Origin of the sequence: Chitinophaga sp. (assembly GCF_035538455.1) — a bacterium.
GTDB lineage: Bacteria > Bacteroidota > Bacteroidia > Chitinophagales > Chitinophagaceae > Chitinophaga.
In genome coordinates this window covers 1-18360 of record NZ_DATLKJ010000249.1, presented here as the reverse complement: position 1 = coordinate 18360, position 18360 = coordinate 1, and the positions used below count along the sequence as shown (strand labels likewise).

The following is an 18360-nucleotide window of genomic DNA, read 5'->3' as shown; positions in this document are numbered from 1 at the left end:
AGCTGTGATTTTTTTATGATTATTTTGATTTTTCTGGTGAGCGAAGATGAAGTAAGATACTGAAGATAGAAATTGAAAGGGCTGTTTAGAGTGATTTCTAAACAGCCCTTTCAATTTCTATCTTCGTTTATCCACGCCATCAAATCCATCACACAGATCCAAGTCTGTAGAGCGTTTGCACGAGTGCGTCAATATCACTGCAGGTATTATAAAACGCCAGTGAAGGGCGCACGGTGCTTTCCACGCCGAAGCGGCGCAGAATAGGCTGTGCGCAGTGATGACCTGAACGCACAGCAATACCTTGCTGGTTAAGTGCACTTCCTACCTGTTCTGTGGAGTGTCCTTTCATTACAAAGGACAACACGCTCGTCTTATCAGGCGCGGTCCCGATAAGGCGCAGCCCCGGGACATTTTTTAGCAGGCTGGTTGCATATTGCAACAGGTAGTGCTCATACTGGTGGATAACCTCAATGCCTATATGATTTATATAGTCGATGGCGGCGCCTAGTCCAACAGCGTCAGCTATATTACCGGTGCCAGCTTCGAAGCGCGCGGGGGCTTGCTGGTATTGGGTATGTTCAAAGGTGACATCTTTGATCATATTACCGCCGCCCTGCCAGGGACGTGTTTCATTAAGCAAAGCTTCCTTGCCATAGAGCACTCCGATGCCGGTGGGGCCAAATACTTTGTGCCCTGAAAATACGTACCAGTCAGGGTTTAGCGACTGCATGTCTGAGCGCATATGAGATACGGCCTGAGCACCGTCTACTAATACTTTAGCGCCAGCCTGGTGTGCCATTTCCACTATCTGCTGTGCGGGCGTGATGGTGCCCAGTGCATTGGATACTTGTGTAAAGGCCACCAGCTTTGTTTTGGGACCGAGCAGCCTGGCATATTCTTCTAAGATGATTTGTCCGTCGTCATCTACAGGTATCACTTTGATGGAAAGTCCTTTCTGTGATGCCAGCTGTTGCCAGGGAACAATATTGGCATGATGCTCGAGATGGCTGACGATTATCTCGTCTCCGCTTTGCAGAAATTGCTCTCCCCAGCTTTTGGCCACCAGGTTGATGGCTTCGGTAGCGCCTCTTACAAAAATGATCTCGTTGACGGAAGATGCGTTGAGGAAAGCGCGTACTTTTTCACGGGCATCTTCGTAGGCATCTGTAGCACGCGCTGCCAGCTCGTGTGCTGCACGGTGGATGTTGGAATTTTCGTGTTTGTAAAAATGGCTGATGCGATCAATAACGTGTATGGGCTTTTGTGTAGTTGCTGCATTATCGAGCCATATCAGCCGTTTGCCGTTCACATGCTCCTGCAGTATCGGAAAGTCGGCCCTGATCCTGTTTATATCCAGCGGCGGCGTTGGGATACCTGAGAGCGCGGAATGATCCAGGAAATAATACGATGGGCTTTGTCCGGGCAGTTGGCCTGAGAACAGCGGTGTGTGTATTTGTTTCAGCGCTTTCTGCAACTCCTGTTCGAGGCTGCTTTCCCGGATGCCGGGATACGGTTGTTGCGCTGCGGAAGGTGATATGCCGCTACCGGCCACAGATGCGGGTACCAGGCCGCTGCCGGCGAAGTGCGGATCAGGCAGGCTTGTAGGCGCCTGTCTTACATCCGTTACACTCCCTTGCTGCAGCAGAGGGTCGCGGATGGGAGCAGGCCCATTGTAAGGCTGCGGTGATACGCCGTTGCCAGTGGGCGTAGTGGGAGCATATGATGGCGCAGAAGTGCTGTTGCCGGTCTGCATGGCGCGGAACAACTCATTGGCGAGGTGTTCCAGCGCTGCTTCATCCGGCAGTCCTTCCGGTTGAAAATTATTTGTATTCATGATACTTTCCTGTTTCTACATCATCAAGTACTGCAATAGCGTCGTCTACTAATACTGCAAGGGAGCAGTACAGCGATACCAGGTAAGAAGCGATGGCCTGGTGGTTGATGCCCATGAAACGCACGGACAGGCCAGGAGATTGTTCTCCCGGAAGATCAGGCTGATAAAGGCCCACCACGCCCTGCCTGCTTTCGCCGGTACGTAATAAAAGAATCTTGGACTTGCCATTCTCAATAGGCACTTTGTCTGAAGGAATCAGTGGAATGCCGCGCCAGGTCAGGAACTGAGAACCAAATAACGATACCGTAGGAGGAGGTACGCCACGGCGTGTGCATTCCCTGCCAAAAGCAGCTACCGTTGCAGGATGGAGCAGGAAGAACCCTGGTTCCTTCCACACTTTGGTAATCAGCTCATCGAGATCATCAGGAGTAGGGGCGCCGGTCCGGGGCGTGATGCGCTGTGAAGGTACTACACTGTGCAACAGTCCATATTCTTTGTTGTTAATAAGTTCGCTTTCCTGACGTTCCTTAATGGTTTCGATGATCAGCCTCAGCTGCTCGCTAATCTGGTTATACGGTTTGCTGTAGAGGTCGGATACGCGGGTATGCACGTCCAGTACAGTGTTTACTGCACTGAGGTTGTACTCGCGCGGACTTTCAATGTAGTCCACGTAGGTTTGCGGTAGTTCTCTTTCATCTCTGGCAGAACAATCTACGGCGACATTACTTTCATCTCTTACTTTGTTGAGACGATAAACACCTGACTCAACGGGAATCCAACTTAACAAGCGGGTCAACCACCTTGGGCTAATGGTGGACATTTGCGGCACTGTACGGGTGGCGATGGCGAGTTGCCGCGCTGCTACATCGCCGAGCGCTGTCTGATTAGGCTTTTGTTTGCTTTCAGCCATAATGGGGACGGTTTTTGATGTGAGTAATGAATGCTGTAGTCTTGAATCTTTAAGAGAATGTGGTGGTATATCTCTCAGCCGATCGGTAGGTGCTATGATAATTTAAATTAAGTCTTTTTTTGTGATTTAGGAATTTAGGTATTTTGTGATGTAGGAATTTTATGCGGCGAAAATGAGTCATCATGATTCAATCTATATTTCCAGATTTATCTTCGCTGCATTAAAATTCCTACATCACAAAATACCTAAATTCAAAAATATTATGACAGATCCGGTAATGCTGATAGAACAACCCAACAACCGCGGTACCATGTACGCGGTGGTGGAACAGGATGACAGAGTGGCTTATTTTTATCTGTATCCTTCAGAGCTTTTTAGCAGTAAATATTCTCCGCGCCCGTGCTGGTTGCGTAACCTGCAACCTGCGCCCGAAAAAAAGGATACCGCTGCCATGAAAGAAGGCATGGCGCCTATGCTGGAAGCAAAATACTGCAATCATCCCGAAGGAAAAGAACCGCTACAACGCGAACTCATTTCCATTGTGTGGCTGGAAGAAGGCGATGGCGCTGCTATAATGTACGATGGTGCACTGCTCGGCGTCATTCCCGGATGGACCCTGTATTCAGACGAACGTGCGGTAGCCTATGCAGCTGACTGCACCGGCGCCGATGATGATGGCACGATGTTCCCGCTGGGCGCCCCCGGCAAAAACCAACTGCACCGGCGTGTGGCGAAGGCAGCTGCCTTCTGGAACGAATGGACTAACGAAGCCGGCCAGACATGGAGCATACTGCAGGAACAATATATCAATGCCTACGAAGCACAGTTCGGCAAAATACAGCAGTATTATTCCATCGACGGAGGACAATGGCCTCCTATGGCATTGGGCAAATTTGAGAAAGACGATATCGTATACCTGCTCACAATGGGTGTAGGGATCAGGCCGATGCCCTGGGTAGAGATTCTCTACAATGACAAGGCGCCGGGCTTCCGTAGGATGGAACTGGCAATGGCCGTGAACAAGAACGATTATAGTGATGCGGAAATCATGAAGTTTGCAGAAATAATGTCTGGTATAGCAGACCGGCCGTGGACGCAAATTACATGGTTTGGGGAAGGTCATACGGTCAGTTCATCTGAACTGCCAGCCCCCTACGAAAGCATTATATTCTCGTCAGCTGTATACAATGGACCTGTTATTGAGATGCCCAGCTTCTACGGCGATGACGTGAATCTTTACTGGCTGCAGCCCATTACGCAGCAGGAACGCTTCTTTGCACATCACAAGCCCAATGCAGGTTATGATTTGCTGGAGAAAATGATCAACAGCGGTATCAATCATATTGTACAACAAAGAGACGAAGTAGTAGCCGGTTAACAACGGCTACTCTTCTTTATGGAATATCTTTCCGTATTTTTCTTTCAGTGCATTGGCAGCAGCTGGTTTCAATAACAGGTAACGTTCTCCGTCAAGCGTTGACTCGTAACTGCTTTGTAGTGCGTAAACCCTGTAAGGAAGGCCATTTTCGGTCAATGCCCTGTTGATGGCATCTGTCAGTGTTCCTTCATCAAACATAACCCGTTCATCTCCGGCAACGAAGCGGTATGGTTTGTTGTTAAATGTAAATGTCCATACCATGCGGCCTTTGTCAACAGCAGACGATATTTCTTTGAAAGACATTTTATTCCCGGGGATGCAGGCTCTTAGCGTTTGCTGCACGTTTGCCAGCATATTGTTGGCTTGTTTGTCTGAGGTGAAGAAGAAAGGGGTGGACTTCAACACATCCTGATAAAGTACCGGGTTCTGCTCACGGATGCCGGCGAGCTGGAATGCGGTGTCCCTGGCCTGTATAATGCGCTGCTGACGGCAAAGCGTCAGGAACGAATCTATCTGCTCCCTGTTCAGGCGGGACTGCACTGTATAATAGTCCCCCGGATATACGGCGTTATCATAGTCGCCGGGGCTACCGTTGTAGCAGCCTTCCACGCGTTCAAAGAGATAGGGGGTTTGTAGTAGCAGCCATTGTTTTTCAGTAAGCATCGCGAGGTATACTGTATCGGCCTGTTGCTTTTCAAGACCAGTGAAGATCCTGGAAGGTATGAGGAAAAAGCGCCGGTTGTCGTGGCGGTCTTCCAGGAAATGGTTCAGGAACTGGAGATTTTCCGGCCTTATCCAGGATTCAAATTCCTTCTCATCTATCACTTCCTTATACATCCGGTCGTTGATCTTCAGCGTTACGGACAGCAGCTTCGCAGAACTGCCTAACGCCAGCTCCCGCTGGTAAGGATATTGTCCGTCTGTACCTGGCTGCAACTTGTGAGTACGTATGTCCGTTACAGTTATTGGCAGCAGTGCGTGAGACACTTTGGTCATGACCAGTTGGTAGAATGACCGGAGAGATGAGGTATCTATCTGGCCGTAATCTTCCCGGGGGATAAGGTCGAATGGCTTTATATCCGTTTCATAGCATAGCGGCACAGCTGTGCTGCAATAAGGGAATATGTCTGTAGAAGCAAGTAAGGTATTGGGCGTGAAACGGGCAATAATCTGCGCCTTCCCGGCAGCATCTATTAATCCAGCGTCCTGGAGGCTGTCCAGCATACGTAGTTGCTGCTCTTTATAATACGGGTATTTATCCAGGTAGGCGATGCGCAGGCCTGCCAGCCTCACCATATCAGTGTAGCTAATGCTGCCGTAAATATTTTCACCGTTACTGTAATATGCTGTGATCGCCTGATCCAGTGAAGGCAGGAGGCCACTCTTTTGAAAAGCGTATAGCCATTGCAGATAGGGCCTGCAGGTATTCACTCTTTCCTGTTGTTGTTCACGGGTATCAGTAAAAGGGTCAACGTGAAACTCGATAGTGCTGTCCTGAAGGTAGGGTATCATCGCTTTTCCGAAATAGTTCCCGAAGCGCTTCACCAGCAATGCTTTACTGCTGTCGTAAGACAAGTCGCTGCCGCGATTGGCGTTGTAGAAGAAAGCAATATGGGCAATAAATGAAAAAAGGTCTCTTGTGCAAGGGAACTGCTCCTGCAGAAAACGTTCTTCTGCCAGTTTTTCTATATATTCATCAGGCGGGTAGCGGTCAGCAGCAGTGAGAGCGTCCAGCAGCTGCCTGGAAGGATTGGTATACCCCGGCAACATATCTACCAGCGACTCAGCTATCATTACACTTATTTTGCAACCCGATAGCTTTGCAGTATCAAGGTTTTCGTACGCGCGCAACGGTTCCCCTTGGGCAAAACGGATCAGCTCATCCCTGCCGTAAGGAGTAAGTAGCTGCTGGTCAGTAAGTGACTGTGCAATTTGTGAAACGCTTGAAATAGGTAGCTGCTGGGCATTTGAAACAAAGTGGCTAACAATGGCAATCAATAAAAGAATATATCTCATCGGTCTTGATCTTCGGAATAGTTATGCGTGAAGATAAAGAAAATATTATGCGGCTTTAAAATTGATATTTTTCAGTTTTTCTATTGAAAAGTATCAACAAACGGAGCGATATACCGGCGTAACTTTGTAGTTTATTACGAAGGTCCATACATGGAGAAAATTACTGAGAGAAGAGGATGGTATCTGAATGATGCTGCGTTTGACTGGCTATACCCGGAGCGTATACAACAATTATCAAGGCAGCACTGGACTCCGTTGTCAATAGCCCGGAGGGCAGCACAGTTCCTGGTTTCAGGCAATGGCACGCGGATACTCGACATTGGAAGCGGAGTAGGTAAGTTCTGTCTTACAGCTGCGCATTATTTTCCGGAGGCCAGCTTTTGTGGCATAGAGCAACGCCGGGAGCTGTATCATTTTGCCATGGCGGCCAGAGAAGCTACAGGTGCACAGAATGTGGATTTCATCCATGGCAACTTCACACAGATTGACCTGGAAGAATATGATCACTTCTATTTTTACAATGCCTTCTTTGAAAATCTTGCCAGCGAAGGACATATTGACAAGCAGATCGCCTATTCCACGAGCTTATATACCTATTATTCCCGATACCTGTCCAGAGCGCTGGATAATAAGCCCAGCGGAACACGGCTGGTTACTTTCCACAGCCTCGAAGATGAGGTGCCGCCCAGTTATCAGCTGGTGGATGCTTCAGTGGATTTTATGCTGAAGATGTGGATTAAACGATAACCTACACCTGGTCAGACTATATGCTGCGTCATACCGGAAGAAAGAGAAACTATAAGCATAACCTGCGACTGGCAGTGTTACTGTGCCTCACAGCGGGTATGGTAAACGCTGCCGGCCTGTTGGCTTTTTCGGTATTGACAACCAATGTAACAGGTCATGCAGCGCTGCTGGCACAGAAGCTTGCCACCGGTGATTTCCGGGTTGCCAGGATGGTTGGACTCTGGTTGCTGTTGTTCCTGGGTGGCGCCTTTTTTACCAGCTTTTGTATCGGACGGTTGTCGCCGGGAAGGAAGTATGCTTATTTGCTTCCGCTGATCATTGAGATTGTTATATTGGTTTTTGTGGCGATGTTCGGGCATACTTTTGATCATTCCATTATCAAAACAGAATATTTTGCCGGCAGCCTGCTTTTTGCAATGGGCATGCAGAATGCGCTGGTATCAACCATTTCGGGCTCTGTGGTGCGCACCACTCATCTTACAGGCATGTTCACAGATCTCGGCATTGATCTTTATGCGGTAGTATCACTGCCATTGCAGCACAGAAGCTCTATCCACCGGAAAATCATTCTTCGTCTGGTTATTATCTGCTTCTTTCTCACCGGTGGTATTTTCGGTGGATACATTTTCCTGAAACTCCAATACCAAACCTTCTATCTCCCCGCGGGTATACTGGTTATTACCATCTTTTACGATACCTTCCGGGTAAGATTTTACCGTATGCTGCGGCAGATGAGGCCCGGAAATACCTGATATTTTCTACCTTTAGTACAGTTTTGTTCACAGTTACATGGCCATTTTATGAGCTTGACAGGCTTATTTCCTATTGATAAATGGAACTTCAAATCACAGTCCATACTCACTAATCTTCCTGATGACGAGTACGAGCGCCTGCACGCCCATATGCTGGAACAGCATTACCAGAAAGGAGAAAGCATCTTCCGTGAAGGCGCCGTGGCATCGGGTATTTTCTTTATTAAGAAAGGGAAAGTAAAAAAGTATAAGGTAGATAAGGAAGGGAAAGAGCAGATCATCTATGTAGCGAATACCGGCGAATTGCTGGGCTATCATGCGGTACTGGCAGAAGAACGCTACACTGACTCTGCTGCCGCCCTGGAAGCATGCGCTATTACCTTTATTCCCAGAGAAGATTTTCTGAACGTAGTGGAGCAATCGCAGGTGTTGCCACGGCGGCTGCTGAAAGCGCTGAGCCACGAGTTTGCAGTGCTTAGTAACAGCATCTCTGTATTTGCACAGCGATCTGTAAAGGAAAGACTGGCCATTATCCTGATTGTATTAAGGGAGAAGTTTAAGGCCGAAACAGTGGCCGGCAGCGAGATTACGATCAATATATCGAGAGCGGATCTTGCCAATATGGTGGGTACGGGCAGCGAAAACATTGTGCGCTTCCTGAAAGAATTCAGGATGGCGGGTATATTGCACACACAGGGCAGAAAGATTTTTATCACAGATGTAAAACGGCTGATCGGGTTGTCGGGCTACAGCAACGCCCTCCCGTGAGAATGCTGCTGCATATTGAAGACCCAAAGGCTTACAGTAATCATGACTGATATTTTCCGGCAACACATAGAACAGATTGTAACGCTTACCGACAGCGAATATGAGCAGGTGAGATCACATTTTATTCCGAAGAAGATAAGGAAGTTCCATACGTTGATCCGTGAGGGCGACCTGGTATTTGATGAGTATTTTGTGATGAAAGGCTGTCTGAAAGCCTATAAGACAGACGAAGAAGGCAAGGATCATATATTACAGTTTGCACTGGAAGAATGGTGGATCTCAGACTTCAAGGCCCTGGCGATGCAGACGCCTGCTACCATCAATGTGGTGGCACTGGAGAACTGCGAGATGCTGTGTCTGGCTATGGAGAGCCGTGAGCGGCTTTGCCGCGATCTGCATAAGATGGAATATTTCTTCCGCAAGAAAACGCTCTTCGGCTATATCGCATTGCAGCAACGGGTCTTGTCTTTGCTGAGCAGTACTGCCAAAGAGCGCTATGAGCTGTTGCTACAGCAATACCCGCAGCTGTTCCAACGGGTTCCGAAGACGCTGATTGCTTCCTACCTGGGCGTATCCAGGGAAACGCTGAGCAGACTGAATAAGAGCTGATGAAATGAAATATCCGTTGCCGCTATAACAGCAACGGATATATGGATGATCTAATACTACTTGTTTTGATGAAGCGCAGCCAGCAGGGCTTCGCCCACTGCTTTGGCTGATTGCGGGTTCTGACCAGTAACTACGCGTTGGTCACTGGTTACATGCTGCTGCCATAAACCTGACTTCTCAAAGCGGGCACCTCTTTCTTTCAGCTTATCCTCCAGCAGAAAGGGCACCACCTTGTCCAGCTTTACCTGTACTTCTTCTTCGTTAGTGAAGCTGTTGATCTTTTTCCCATCAACAAGATATTTCCCATTGCTCAGTTTTATGTTCACCAGTCCGGCCGGGCCGTGGCATACGGCACTTACTATGCCGCCATTTTCATAGATCTTAGCTGCAATGCCTGCCAATTCTTTATTCTCGGGGAAGTCCCATACTGCTCCGTGTCCGCCGGCATAGAAGATGGCGGCATAATCATCCGGGTGTACCTGCGAAGGGTTCAGTGTGTTTTCAATTTTGGCATGATAGGTTTTATCTTCCCAGAATTCCTTATTCACTTTGTCGGTGAGATCAAAACCATCTACCGGGGCTTTGCCGCCCTGTGGGCTTACAAAGTCCATTTCATAACCTGCATTTTTCAGTACTTCCCAGGGGTGAGAGGCTTCAGACAGGTAAAAGCCGGTAGGCTCGCCAGTGCTGCCTTTTACATTGTGACTGGTTACAACGAACAATACTTTTTTCATGATTGCTGATTTTTTGTTTTGTGCTTTGGTTCCGCTGGTGCAGACGATCGTGATGATGCCTGCGGCGATAATGGAGAATATCCTTTTCATATGATGATTTTCTCCAACAAAGTTGATGAATGAATGCATGTGGCGTAAGGACATGGGTCACTTTCTGGTTGTGACATAGATCACGTTTATTTAGTGACATGTATCCTTTAGTAAGGAGCGTAGTAGCGGGAACTTTGTGTACATAAAAAATACGGACATGTTATTTTCGAAACATACAATCGGAAAGATTGAAACAAAGAACAGGATCGTTATGCCGCCGATGACACGCGCAAGATCAACACACGGCGATGTGGCGACAGACCTGATGGCTACTTATTACAGCCAGCGTGCATCAGCGGGGCTGATTATCTCTGAAGGCACACAGATCAGCCGTCAGGGAAAGGGCTATGCATGGACGCCGGGCATCTATACACCGGAGCAGGTAGCGGGATGGAAGAAGGTGACCCGGGCGGTGCACGAGGCAGGAGGGAAGATATTTGCGCAGCTGTGGCATGTGGGCAGGGTATCGCATACTTCTCTGCAGGAAGGTGGTCGCCCACCGGTGTCATCATCTGCATTGCTGGCGGAAGGTGTGAAGGTATTTATAGCTCCGGAAGGTAATAGTCCTGAGCATGGTGGTGGTGTTATGGTACAGCATTCTATGCCAAGGGCTTTGTCTGTGGCAGAGATAAAAGATATTGTAGATGATTATGCCTATGCCGCACAGAATGCACTGGATGCAGGTTTCGATGGAGTAGAGCTGCACGGCGCCAATGGTTACCTTATCAATCAGTTCATTGATTCCGGTGCTAACAACCGCACAGATGAATATGGCGGATCGCTGGAAAACAGGCTTCGCTTTTTGAAGGAAGTGGTAACTGCAGTTACGGCTGTAACCGGGAAAGATCGTATAGGCGTAAGGTTAGCCCCGCTCACCACACAACAGGGTGCAGTAGACGCCAACCCGGAAGAAACTTACGTGGCCGCTGCGCGGCTCCTGGATGATATTGGCGTTGCCTACATCCACATAGCTGAAGCTGACTGGGATGATGCGCCTCACATGCCATTGTCTTTCAAACAGGTGCTGAGAGCCGCTTTCTCCGGCACTTTCATCTATGCGGGCAAGTATACCAAAGAGCGTGCAGAAGAAGCGCTGCAACAGGGTTGGACAGACATGATCGGTTTTGGCAGACCCTTCATCGCCAATCCGGATCTGCCTCACCGGCTGCAACAGCATCTGCCGCTGGCACAGGGCAACCCCAATACTTACTTCGGGGGTACGCATGTGGGATATACAGATTATGCCTTTGCGGATTAATAAGAGGGAAGATAGGCGTATGGGGCTGACCTGTTTAGTCAGCCTTTTTCTTTGTCAAGATGGAAGGAACGTGGTGTAATTGAGATACTAGATGAAATTATTAGAGTGCGCTTTTAACAGGGCTTTGGGTGGGCTTTGCCTGGGGGATGACTGGGGGATGCCTGGAAGTTAACCCTTCGTTCCTTATGCGCTTTTAATGCCTATGAGAATCGAATGAGAAGCCTGAGAAAGCATGATGTTAAAAACTTGGCGCTTTTAGACGATAGTGGTAAATTTAGGTAAAGCATTGTTGTTTAAACCCTTATCCCATGGCAAAGATAGATTTAGGTGCAGGCGTTAAGCCGCCGTTTATGGGTACTATTCAGCATCTTTGCATCTACGAGATGTATGGGAGCTATTATATTCGCCTTAAAAGTTCTCTCACGGGCAAAAGGGTGAAGAAAGATCCCGCTTTCCGCAGAACGATGGAAAATGCCGGGCTGCTGGCAACAGCGTCAAAGATGGCTTCCGGCGTATACCGTCAGTTACCTCAGCAACATAAAAAACATGCGCTGTACCGTCAGTTGACCGGTAAGGCGTTGCTTTCATTAAGGGCAGGTAAACACCCTGACCTTGTCATTACAGAACTGATGGAAATATGCCGGCCTGTGAGGGCTGTAAAGCCTGTAGGTGAGCCTGTTGTGCGTCGAAGTGAGGCGCCTGTTATATGGCAATCTGGCAATAAGGCGGCCTTTTCTGATCGCAGAAAAAGACGAATCGGGCATAAATATGTGCGTGGGCATTTATATAACAGATCTGCCTGTATCCGGCAAATAGATGATACTTAGGCTGACCCAAAAGCATTCCTTTACTTTTGGGTCAGCGCTATTCATTTTCTATCACGGTTGAATGGCAGGGAAGATATATTGTTCCAATAGTTTATCAGAAGTATCACTGAGCTCATTGTAATTGCCTGCTGTCATTACAATTTCAACATCGAGAGACGGAATGAGGCAGATGCGTTGTCCGCCGAAACCAACGGCCATCACTACATCCACGGGTTGGCCGATAGTGGGTCTGGCGCACCAGAACTGATAGCCATAACCCTGGGCGATGGGATCGTCTGTATTGATCTGCCACTTTGTTGATTCGAGTACCCAGCTGACGGGGATCAGTTGCTGATTGTTCCAGCGGCCTTTGTTCATGTAGAGCATACCAAATTTTGCCATATCGATGGAGCGAAGCCGCAGCCCCGAAGTCGCCCATACGGTGCCGTCTTCTCTTACAGCCCAGTTGAATTTGCTGATGCCCAGCGGTTCAAATATACGTCTACGGGCAAAGGAATCGATTCTTTCTCCGGTAGCCCGTTGCAGTATTTTAGAGAGCAGCATGGTACAACCACCGCTGTAGCTCCAGGTGGAACCCGGTGCGGCCACCTGGTTATAGCTGAGTACAAAGTCAACTACATCAGATCGTTCCGACATTTGCCGCTCACTGTTCCCCGGATCTCTATAATCAACATCCTCATGCCATTCCAGGCCGGAGCTCATCATGAGCAGATGGCGGATAGTAAGATCTTTCTTAGTACCTGTCTGATATTTTTCGTATCCGGTCAGGTAATTGAAGATATTGTCGTTGATGCTTTTAATCTTTCCTTCGGCGATGGCCATGCCGATGCAAGCAGATACCACGCTTTTAGTAACGCTCATGCAATCGTGCAGGCTGTCATGGGCATGCTCCACCCTGCCTACCGGCAGCAGCGGGAAAACGGCATCTTCTCCCGGGAAATAATGTTCGTATGCCAGCTTGTTGTGACGCAACAGCAGTATGCTGTGGATATTATATTTACCGCTGCTGATTTCTTTTTGCAGTGTAGCAATTTTATTTTCGTCGATGCGGGCCTCTTTAAGTGTGCTGACAGGTATTTCACCTGATGGCTGAGGATTATTGTCGTTAGATCTGCACGCGCATAACGAAATAAGCATGATTAAAAACAGATATTTCATGTTGTGAAGATTTTGTGTTTATGGATAGTAGTTGGAGGCCTCTGCATACGACGGTTATGAACCTGTTTTCCCCTATGTACAGATGAAAGAGTTATGCCGTCATCAATAATTAAAGATTAATTTTGCCGGCAAATATTTATATCAATGAAATACTTATTTCTCACTGTCACCTTGTTTAGTTCCCTTTCCCTTTTTGCACAGGAAGAAGAAACCCAATGGAAAGAAGCCAGTAAAGAAAGTCAGGCTTACCATCAGTATCGTATAAAAGAAACGGCGCCTCCCTATGGACTTGCGAAAGTAAAAGCGCTTATCAACAAAACCGGTTTCGATGAAACTGATCAGCTGAAGTTGTCTAATAAAGATTATATGTCGCTTTCGCTGCGTGAGAAATTCACCTATCACATGATTAACCCGGAAAGTTTCAGCCAGAATTGTGATGCCATGCCGCCCCTGCAGGAGGAGCATAAGAAGATCTTCGGCTTCCTGCCCGACGACTTTGATGAATACAGCTGGAGCGAGCGCCAGGTTAAGTTCCTGCAAAGCAACCGCGACTCTGTAATGGGACTCATCAAAGAATCTGTGAACCGCAGTAAGAGGATGGGTGTGAATTATAAATCCGCTATTGTGCAGATCAATGGAAAAGAGATGATTCCGTTTTTGATTGATACCTACAATATCGATAAAAAAGATCATGATATTCTTACGGTACTGATGCTGTTGATGAAAGACAATGAATACAAGCCGTTTATGTCGTCAGTTTCCTTCCGCAAACTATATAGCGATAAACCGAATGGCGATGAGTCCAACTACCGTGCTTATCTCGATTTCAATAAGGCCAATGAAGAGCTGATCATACAGCGTGCTACTGATTTTTACAAAAACGCCCGCTAATGCACCTGTTAACGTATATACATAAACGTTACCTGGCCGTTTTATGGCTGTTGCCGGCAGGGATCGCCCACGGGCAATCCGTGGAGCGCTTCGTGCTGATCCCTGCCGGTACGTATACCATCGGCCAGAAAGGACATCTGCTTAATCCACAGCGCCAGCTGAAAACAGACAGTTTTTATATTGCGACTACTGAGCTTACCAACGTTGCATTCCAGGTATTTGTACAGGCAACAGGTTATGTTACGGATGCAGAGCGGTTTAAGAATGCGCTGGTTTTCACGCCCGGGTTAGCGGAATTTGAATGGAAGGAAGACAGCACCGCCAACTGGCGTTACCCCAACGGCATATCCCGTGGCGGCATTGAAGCCAAAATGAATCATCCTGTTACTACCATCAGCTATCACGATGCCCAGGAATACTGTACCTGGGCAAAGGTAAGACTCCCCACACTGGATGAATGGGAGATTGCTTCCCGCGCCGGTGCTACTACTACCTATTTCTGGGGCAGCGCAATAGATAAGATAGGAACTTACGCCAATGTATGGCACGGCCGCAATCACCTGCAGGCAGACACCAGCGACGGCTATATGTACACCGCACCGGTAGCCAGTTTTAAACCTAATGCCTGGGGCCTTTACGATATGTACGGTAATGTATTTGAATTCTGCGAAGGCCGCCTCGCTACAGATGCTGCCGGCCGCAGAACTGCCCATGCACGTGGAGGATCGTGGTGGTGCAGTAAGAATTCCTGTCACTTTTTTAATTCTGTGGATATAGGAAGGGTGAGTCCACGCGCATCCTTTAGTAATCAGGGTTTCAGAGTGGTGAAAGTAATGTTGCAGGATTAGAAGTACTTAAATTTATAATTGTTTGTTCAATACCCCTTCGGGAGCTGAAGTCTGTTATATGTATACTATTTGTTTCTGTAATGGGAAGTAAATTACCAGTTCCAACGATCTACTAGCTAGAAATAAGTATTTACCGCAAATTCGTATTGTCCTATGAATATTTCTTTAAAGGCACTAATATTATTTTGTTCATAGAATATTAACATAGCCTTCTTATATTCAATAGAATCAACTGTCCGAAATGATAGTGGGCAATATTGATTAGCAATTAATATAGCATTACTTATGATACGTGCTGTCCTTTTATTACCATCTGCAAATGCTTGTATATATGATAACAGTACAAGAGCCAGTAAAGACTTTTCAAATATATCTTCTTTATCGTTGATTAAAGAACACATATCGTTTAAGGCGTCCATGATCTGATGTTCATTATCTAAGGGGCTATAGTTTGTTCCTGATATGCCTACCCTCCTTTGTCGGATATTCCGATCAACGCCTAAGTCCTTAATAAGAATACTGTGAATATCTTCTATTCCACGAACAGTTAGCGGTACAACATAGTCAGGGTTGGCAATAATAAAATTCAATGCCTCCTTATGGTTTAGTAACATAACGGCATCGTCTTTCGGTTTACCTTCAGCTGTTTCTTTTTCTTTTAGCAAACGTTCCGTTTCTAAAAGGGAATAGGTGTTCCCTTCAATCTGTGATGATTTCCAGCTGAGGTCAATAGCAAGCCGTTCTTGCTCCTTATTGTATTCAGTCACAGATAACTCCGCAATATTTCCTTTAAATTTTACATGAAGTGCCCGAAGTATTTCCTGCTCCCTTTTTGTAAACAGGTTAACGTTTTTAAGTACATCTGTAATGAGGGATAAATTAAAATTGCCCTTAATCTTTCTCTCGTCCTGCTCTTCCGCGAAGTATCTATCCATGTCAACTGGATATAGTAATTCATAGTATGGGCTTATTAAATATTTCGTAGCTTTCCCTTTCCCTTTGATGGTTATAAGCTCCTCGGCAATAAGCTGATTTAAAACTCGCTTAACTGTTGCATACCCGATTTCTAATTTGAGCTCATCGTATATTTCTTTAGAGGAAAGTAAAGGATTGGCTTTAACGCGCTCCAGTATTTCCTTCTCTATTAAATCAAACTTCATTTGTAGCTCATTTTAATGTCAAATGTAGCTCAAAATAGTATCTTTTTGAGCTACATTTAAGGTTTTGTTGAGCTACAATTAAAAATATAGCTCAATAATTTGTGGCTCATTCTGGATTAGGGATGTAATGATTTGCGGAGATTAATATAATTATTCTCCGCAAAAATGCGGAGAATAAATGCCGGCTTTGCGAAATAAGCCCTATATTCACTTCAAATTAGTGAGATGAGTAAAGGAGATATATATCAATTGAAGCAGTGGCCGCATTTTCGGTGGGATGCAGATATAATCACTCCTTTACTGGCAAGCGTACGGCATCGTCAGGGCCGGTTATTGGGAAGGATGGAAGTACTGGGATTTAATCTACAGGAAGAAGCAACCCTACGTACACTCACACTTGACGTTATAAAATCCAGCGAAATTGAAGGTGAAATACTCAATCCTGACCAGGTGAGGTCATCGATAGCCCGTCATCTGGGTATGGATCTGGCAGGGTTGGCGCCAGCAGACAGGTATGTGGATGGTGTGGTAGAAATGATGCTGGATGCCACCCAGCGTTATGAAATCTCCCTTACTAAGAAACGTTTGTCCGGATGGCATGCAGCTTTGTTTCCTACGGGCTATAGCGGTATGTACAAGATAGCGGTAGGTAAATGGAGAGATAACGACAAGGATGATCCTATGCAGGTTATATCCGGTGCTATGGGAAGAAGGAAAATACATTTTCAGGCGCCTGATGCTGATAAGGTAGATAATGAAATGAAGCAGTTTAAAGACTGGTTCAATACAGCATCTCAAATTGACCCAGTGCTCAAAGCTGCTATTGCGCATCTCTGGTTTATAACGATACATCCTTTTGATGATGGTAATGGCCGGATAGCCAGAGCTATAACAGATATGCAACTGGCCCGCGCAGATCAGAGTACCAGGCGCTTTTACAGCATGTCTGCCCAAATAAGGACTGAGCGTAAAGCCTATTACGAAATACTGGAGCACACACAGAAAGGTTCTCTTAATATCACAGAATGGCTCCAATGGTTTCTTGAATGCCTCGACAAAGCAATAGGCACCGTAGATCAGACACTTGTGGCGGTTATACGAAAAGCCAGGTTTGGGGAAAACCCTGTGACTCAATCGCTCAATGACAGACAGAAAAAAGTATTGAATAAATTACTGGATGGTTTTGACGGGAAGTTAACATCATCCAAATGGACGAAAATTGCAAGATGTTCTCAGGACACTGCAACGCGCGATATACAAGACCTCGTGAACCGTGAGATACTGAATAAAGAACCTGGCGGAGGAAGAAGTACCGCATATAGTATCAACGAAGCATTCTTCAAAAAATAGAAAACCATTGTATCCCATACCCCTGCTGCTATTTCCGTAATCTATAAATTAATTTCCCATTTCGAGTAGTGACGGAACCCTCTTTCTGATAATTTTGCTTCCACATCGAAATTAATGTCTTCTTACATACTCCGCCGTAAGAATACTTAAAACCCAGTTCAGTTATCCTGTCGGAATAGCGCGTGCGTTTATTCCGGACATGCGTCTACTGATCATCAACTTCCTGTTTCATTTATACAAATGTGGATCTGATCAATTCACTGTAGCGTCGTTGTCTTTTGTTATGTGACGCGGCAATGGGTTTATTATGCCCATCTGATTCATTCATTCATCTTTAACTATCAGCAAATGAAAACTGAAGTCCTGACAGAAGCTTCCCAGGCTTTGAATATACGAGCAGCACTTAATCCTCCGATGGCGCCAGTCATAGTAGAGGTAACCAGGTCTGAAAGCCGTGCGATCACAGAGATCGGGAGAACACTGAAAAAAGTTTATGGTAGCTGCGACAACCCGGAGTATGTCAGCATGCTGCATCTCAACGCATATAAGATATTACCGGAACGCATTGCGAGGACGCTGAGCAACCTGGGCAGCGACTTTTCCCTGCAACAGTACGGTGCTATTGTGCTGAAAGGGCTTGTGGAGGTAGATCAGGAAGAACTGGGCCCAACGCCGTCTAACTGGCGGGACCTGGATGCTGCGCGTGTTGTTGAATATGGTTTTATCTCTTCGCTTTTACATGGAGCGGTACCTTCCAAACCGGTGGAGTACTTTGCACAACGCAAAGGCGGCGGCCTTCTGCATGCTATCATTCCGGATGAGAATATGGCTTATTCGCAGACGGGTTCCGGTTCAAAAACAGAATTGTTTGTACATACAGAGGATGCCTTCCTGTTCAATGCAGCGGACTTTCTGAGTTTCATGTACCTCCGCAACGAAGAGCAAGTGCCCTCAATGTTGTATTCTATCCGTTCGCATGGCGCGATGTCGCCGGCTATGCGAAAACTTTTAGACCCTATTTATAAGTGCC

The 18360-nt window shown here is 46.7% G+C and carries 17 protein-coding genes; 11 read left to right on the top strand and 6 right to left on the bottom strand.

The window, feature by feature from the left end; all coding sequences use genetic code 11:
* Positions 1-148: 148 nt before the first annotated feature.
* Both VM802_RS29070 and VM802_RS29065 read right to left on the bottom strand, forming a co-directional pair.
* Positions 149-1834, bottom strand: coding sequence for a family 2A encapsulin nanocompartment cargo protein cysteine desulfurase (locus VM802_RS29070; RefSeq protein WP_325537431.1), 1686 nt, complete (start codon positions 1832-1834; stop codon positions 149-151).
* A complete protein-coding gene (locus VM802_RS29065) occupies positions 1821-2744 on the bottom strand; it encodes a family 2A encapsulin nanocompartment shell protein (protein ID WP_325537429.1) in 924 nt (307 codons plus the stop codon). The genes VM802_RS29070 and VM802_RS29065 overlap by 14 nt, the downstream gene beginning before the upstream one ends.
* Before the next feature lie 262 nt (positions 2745-3006).
* On the opposite strand from VM802_RS29065, the gene VM802_RS29060 reads away from it, so the two are divergent.
* Positions 3007-4122 carry a suppressor of fused domain protein gene (locus tag VM802_RS29060; RefSeq protein WP_325537427.1) on the top strand — a complete coding sequence of 372 codons (1116 nt, stop codon included), beginning with the start codon at positions 3007-3009 and terminating at the stop codon, positions 4120-4122.
* A 6-nt stretch (positions 4123-4128) separates the two neighbouring features.
* On the opposite strand, the gene VM802_RS29055 is transcribed toward VM802_RS29060, so the two are convergent.
* On the bottom strand, positions 4129-6138 hold the full coding sequence (locus VM802_RS29055; protein WP_325537425.1) for a hypothetical protein: 2010 nt from the start codon (positions 6136-6138) through the stop codon (positions 4129-4131).
* Between the two features lie 150 nt (positions 6139-6288).
* Between VM802_RS29055 and VM802_RS29050 the strand changes: the two genes are divergently transcribed.
* Genes VM802_RS29050 through VM802_RS29035 form a run of 4 tightly spaced genes read left to right on the top strand, consistent with a single transcriptional unit; the run spans position 6289 to position 9014 of the window.
* Positions 6289-6885: a class I SAM-dependent methyltransferase gene (locus VM802_RS29050; protein ID WP_325537423.1), complete on the top strand. Its 597-nt coding sequence runs from the start codon at positions 6289-6291 to the stop codon at positions 6883-6885.
* 20 nt (positions 6886-6905) lie between these two features.
* Positions 6906-7637 carry a YoaK family protein gene (locus tag VM802_RS29045; RefSeq protein ID WP_325537421.1) on the top strand — a complete coding sequence of 244 codons (732 nt, stop codon included), beginning with the start codon at positions 6906-6908 and terminating at the stop codon, positions 7635-7637.
* Between the two features lie 48 nt (positions 7638-7685).
* The gene (locus VM802_RS29040) at positions 7686-8405 is read left to right on the top strand and encodes a Crp/Fnr family transcriptional regulator (protein WP_325537419.1); all 720 of its coding nucleotides are present in this window, start codon (positions 7686-7688) and stop codon (positions 8403-8405) included.
* 42 nt (positions 8406-8447) lie between these two features.
* Positions 8448-9014 (top strand): Crp/Fnr family transcriptional regulator, encoded by a 567-nt coding sequence (locus tag VM802_RS29035; RefSeq protein WP_325537417.1) that lies wholly within the window; start codon positions 8448-8450, stop codon positions 9012-9014.
* A gap of 56 nt (positions 9015-9070) precedes the next feature.
* On the opposite strand, the gene VM802_RS29030 is transcribed toward VM802_RS29035, so the two are convergent.
* The gene (locus VM802_RS29030; protein ID WP_325537415.1) at positions 9071-9838 is read right to left on the bottom strand and encodes a type 1 glutamine amidotransferase domain-containing protein; all 768 of its coding nucleotides are present in this window, start codon (positions 9836-9838) and stop codon (positions 9071-9073) included.
* A gap of 157 nt (positions 9839-9995) precedes the next feature.
* Here VM802_RS29030 and VM802_RS29025 point away from each other — a divergent pair, with 157 nt between their 5' ends.
* Positions 9996-11096, top strand: a complete 1101-nt coding sequence (locus VM802_RS29025; RefSeq protein ID WP_325537412.1) for an alkene reductase — start codon at positions 9996-9998, stop codon at positions 11094-11096.
* A 308-nt stretch (positions 11097-11404) separates the two neighbouring features.
* Positions 11405-11923 (top strand): hypothetical protein, encoded by a 519-nt coding sequence (locus VM802_RS29020; RefSeq protein ID WP_325537410.1) that lies wholly within the window; start codon positions 11405-11407, stop codon positions 11921-11923.
* 51 nt (positions 11924-11974) lie between these two features.
* On the opposite strand, the gene VM802_RS29015 is transcribed toward VM802_RS29020, so the two are convergent.
* On the bottom strand, positions 11975-13081 hold the full coding sequence (locus VM802_RS29015) for a serine hydrolase domain-containing protein (RefSeq protein WP_325537408.1): 1107 nt from the start codon (positions 13079-13081) through the stop codon (positions 11975-11977).
* 144 nt (positions 13082-13225) lie between these two features.
* Between VM802_RS29015 and VM802_RS29010 the strand changes: the two genes are divergently transcribed.
* The gene (locus VM802_RS29010) at positions 13226-13972 is read left to right on the top strand and encodes a hypothetical protein (RefSeq protein WP_325537406.1); all 747 of its coding nucleotides are present in this window, start codon (positions 13226-13228) and stop codon (positions 13970-13972) included.
* Positions 13972-14820, top strand: coding sequence for a formylglycine-generating enzyme family protein (locus VM802_RS29005; protein WP_325537404.1), 849 nt, complete (start codon positions 13972-13974; stop codon positions 14818-14820). Before VM802_RS29010 ends, VM802_RS29005 begins: the two co-directional genes overlap by 1 nt.
* Positions 14821-14936: 116 nt before the next feature.
* Here the strand turns inward: VM802_RS29005 and VM802_RS29000 are convergent, their stop codons facing one another.
* Positions 14937-15980: a Fic family protein gene (locus VM802_RS29000; RefSeq protein ID WP_325537402.1), complete on the bottom strand. Its 1044-nt coding sequence runs from the start codon at positions 15978-15980 to the stop codon at positions 14937-14939.
* 225 nt (positions 15981-16205) lie between these two features.
* Here VM802_RS29000 and VM802_RS28995 point away from each other — a divergent pair, with 225 nt between their 5' ends.
* Both VM802_RS28995 and VM802_RS28990 read left to right on the top strand, forming a co-directional pair.
* Positions 16206-17330, top strand: a complete 1125-nt coding sequence (locus VM802_RS28995; protein WP_325537400.1) for a Fic family protein — start codon at positions 16206-16208, stop codon at positions 17328-17330.
* A 348-nt stretch (positions 17331-17678) separates the two neighbouring features.
* The coding region (locus tag VM802_RS28990) for a Fe(II)-2OG oxygenase family protein (protein WP_524537106.1) at positions 17679-18360 on the top strand (682 nt) is incomplete at its 3' end.

What these genes read in the sequence shown, in the direction of transcription:
- VM802_RS29060 (WP_325537427.1), top strand. Translation starts at nt 3,007, where the DNA reads ATGACAGATCCGGTAATGCTGATAGAACAACCCAACAACCGCGGTACC.
- VM802_RS29040 (WP_325537419.1), top strand. Translation starts at nt 7,686, where the DNA reads ATGAGCTTGACAGGCTTATTTCCTATTGATAAATGGAACTTCAAATCA.
- VM802_RS29010 (WP_325537406.1), top strand. Translation starts at nt 13,226, where the DNA reads ATGAAATACTTATTTCTCACTGTCACCTTGTTTAGTTCCCTTTCCCTT.
- VM802_RS29070 (WP_325537431.1), bottom strand. Translation starts at nt 1,834, where the DNA reads ATGAATACAAATAATTTTCAACCGGAAGGACTGCCGGATGAAGCAGCG.
- VM802_RS29025 (WP_325537412.1), top strand. Translation starts at nt 9,996, where the DNA reads ATGTTATTTTCGAAACATACAATCGGAAAGATTGAAACAAAGAACAGG.
- VM802_RS29020 (WP_325537410.1), top strand. Translation starts at nt 11,405, where the DNA reads ATGGCAAAGATAGATTTAGGTGCAGGCGTTAAGCCGCCGTTTATGGGT.
- VM802_RS29065 (WP_325537429.1), bottom strand. Translation starts at nt 2,744, where the DNA reads ATGGCTGAAAGCAAACAAAAGCCTAATCAGACAGCGCTCGGCGATGTA.
- VM802_RS29030 (WP_325537415.1), bottom strand. Translation starts at nt 9,838, where the DNA reads ATGAAAAGGATATTCTCCATTATCGCCGCAGGCATCATCACGATCGTC.
- VM802_RS29005 (WP_325537404.1), top strand. Translation starts at nt 13,972, where the DNA reads ATGCACCTGTTAACGTATATACATAAACGTTACCTGGCCGTTTTATGG.
- VM802_RS29055 (WP_325537425.1), bottom strand. Translation starts at nt 6,138, where the DNA reads ATGAGATATATTCTTTTATTGATTGCCATTGTTAGCCACTTTGTTTCA.
- VM802_RS29000 (WP_325537402.1), bottom strand. Translation starts at nt 15,980, where the DNA reads ATGAAGTTTGATTTAATAGAGAAGGAAATACTGGAGCGCGTTAAAGCC.
- VM802_RS29045 (WP_325537421.1), top strand. Translation starts at nt 6,906, where the DNA reads ATGCTGCGTCATACCGGAAGAAAGAGAAACTATAAGCATAACCTGCGA.
- VM802_RS29050 (WP_325537423.1), top strand. Translation starts at nt 6,289, where the DNA reads ATGGAGAAAATTACTGAGAGAAGAGGATGGTATCTGAATGATGCTGCG.
- VM802_RS29035 (WP_325537417.1), top strand. Translation starts at nt 8,448, where the DNA reads ATGACTGATATTTTCCGGCAACACATAGAACAGATTGTAACGCTTACC.
- VM802_RS28995 (WP_325537400.1), top strand. Translation starts at nt 16,206, where the DNA reads ATGAGTAAAGGAGATATATATCAATTGAAGCAGTGGCCGCATTTTCGG.
- VM802_RS29015 (WP_325537408.1), bottom strand. Translation starts at nt 13,081, where the DNA reads ATGAAATATCTGTTTTTAATCATGCTTATTTCGTTATGCGCGTGCAGA.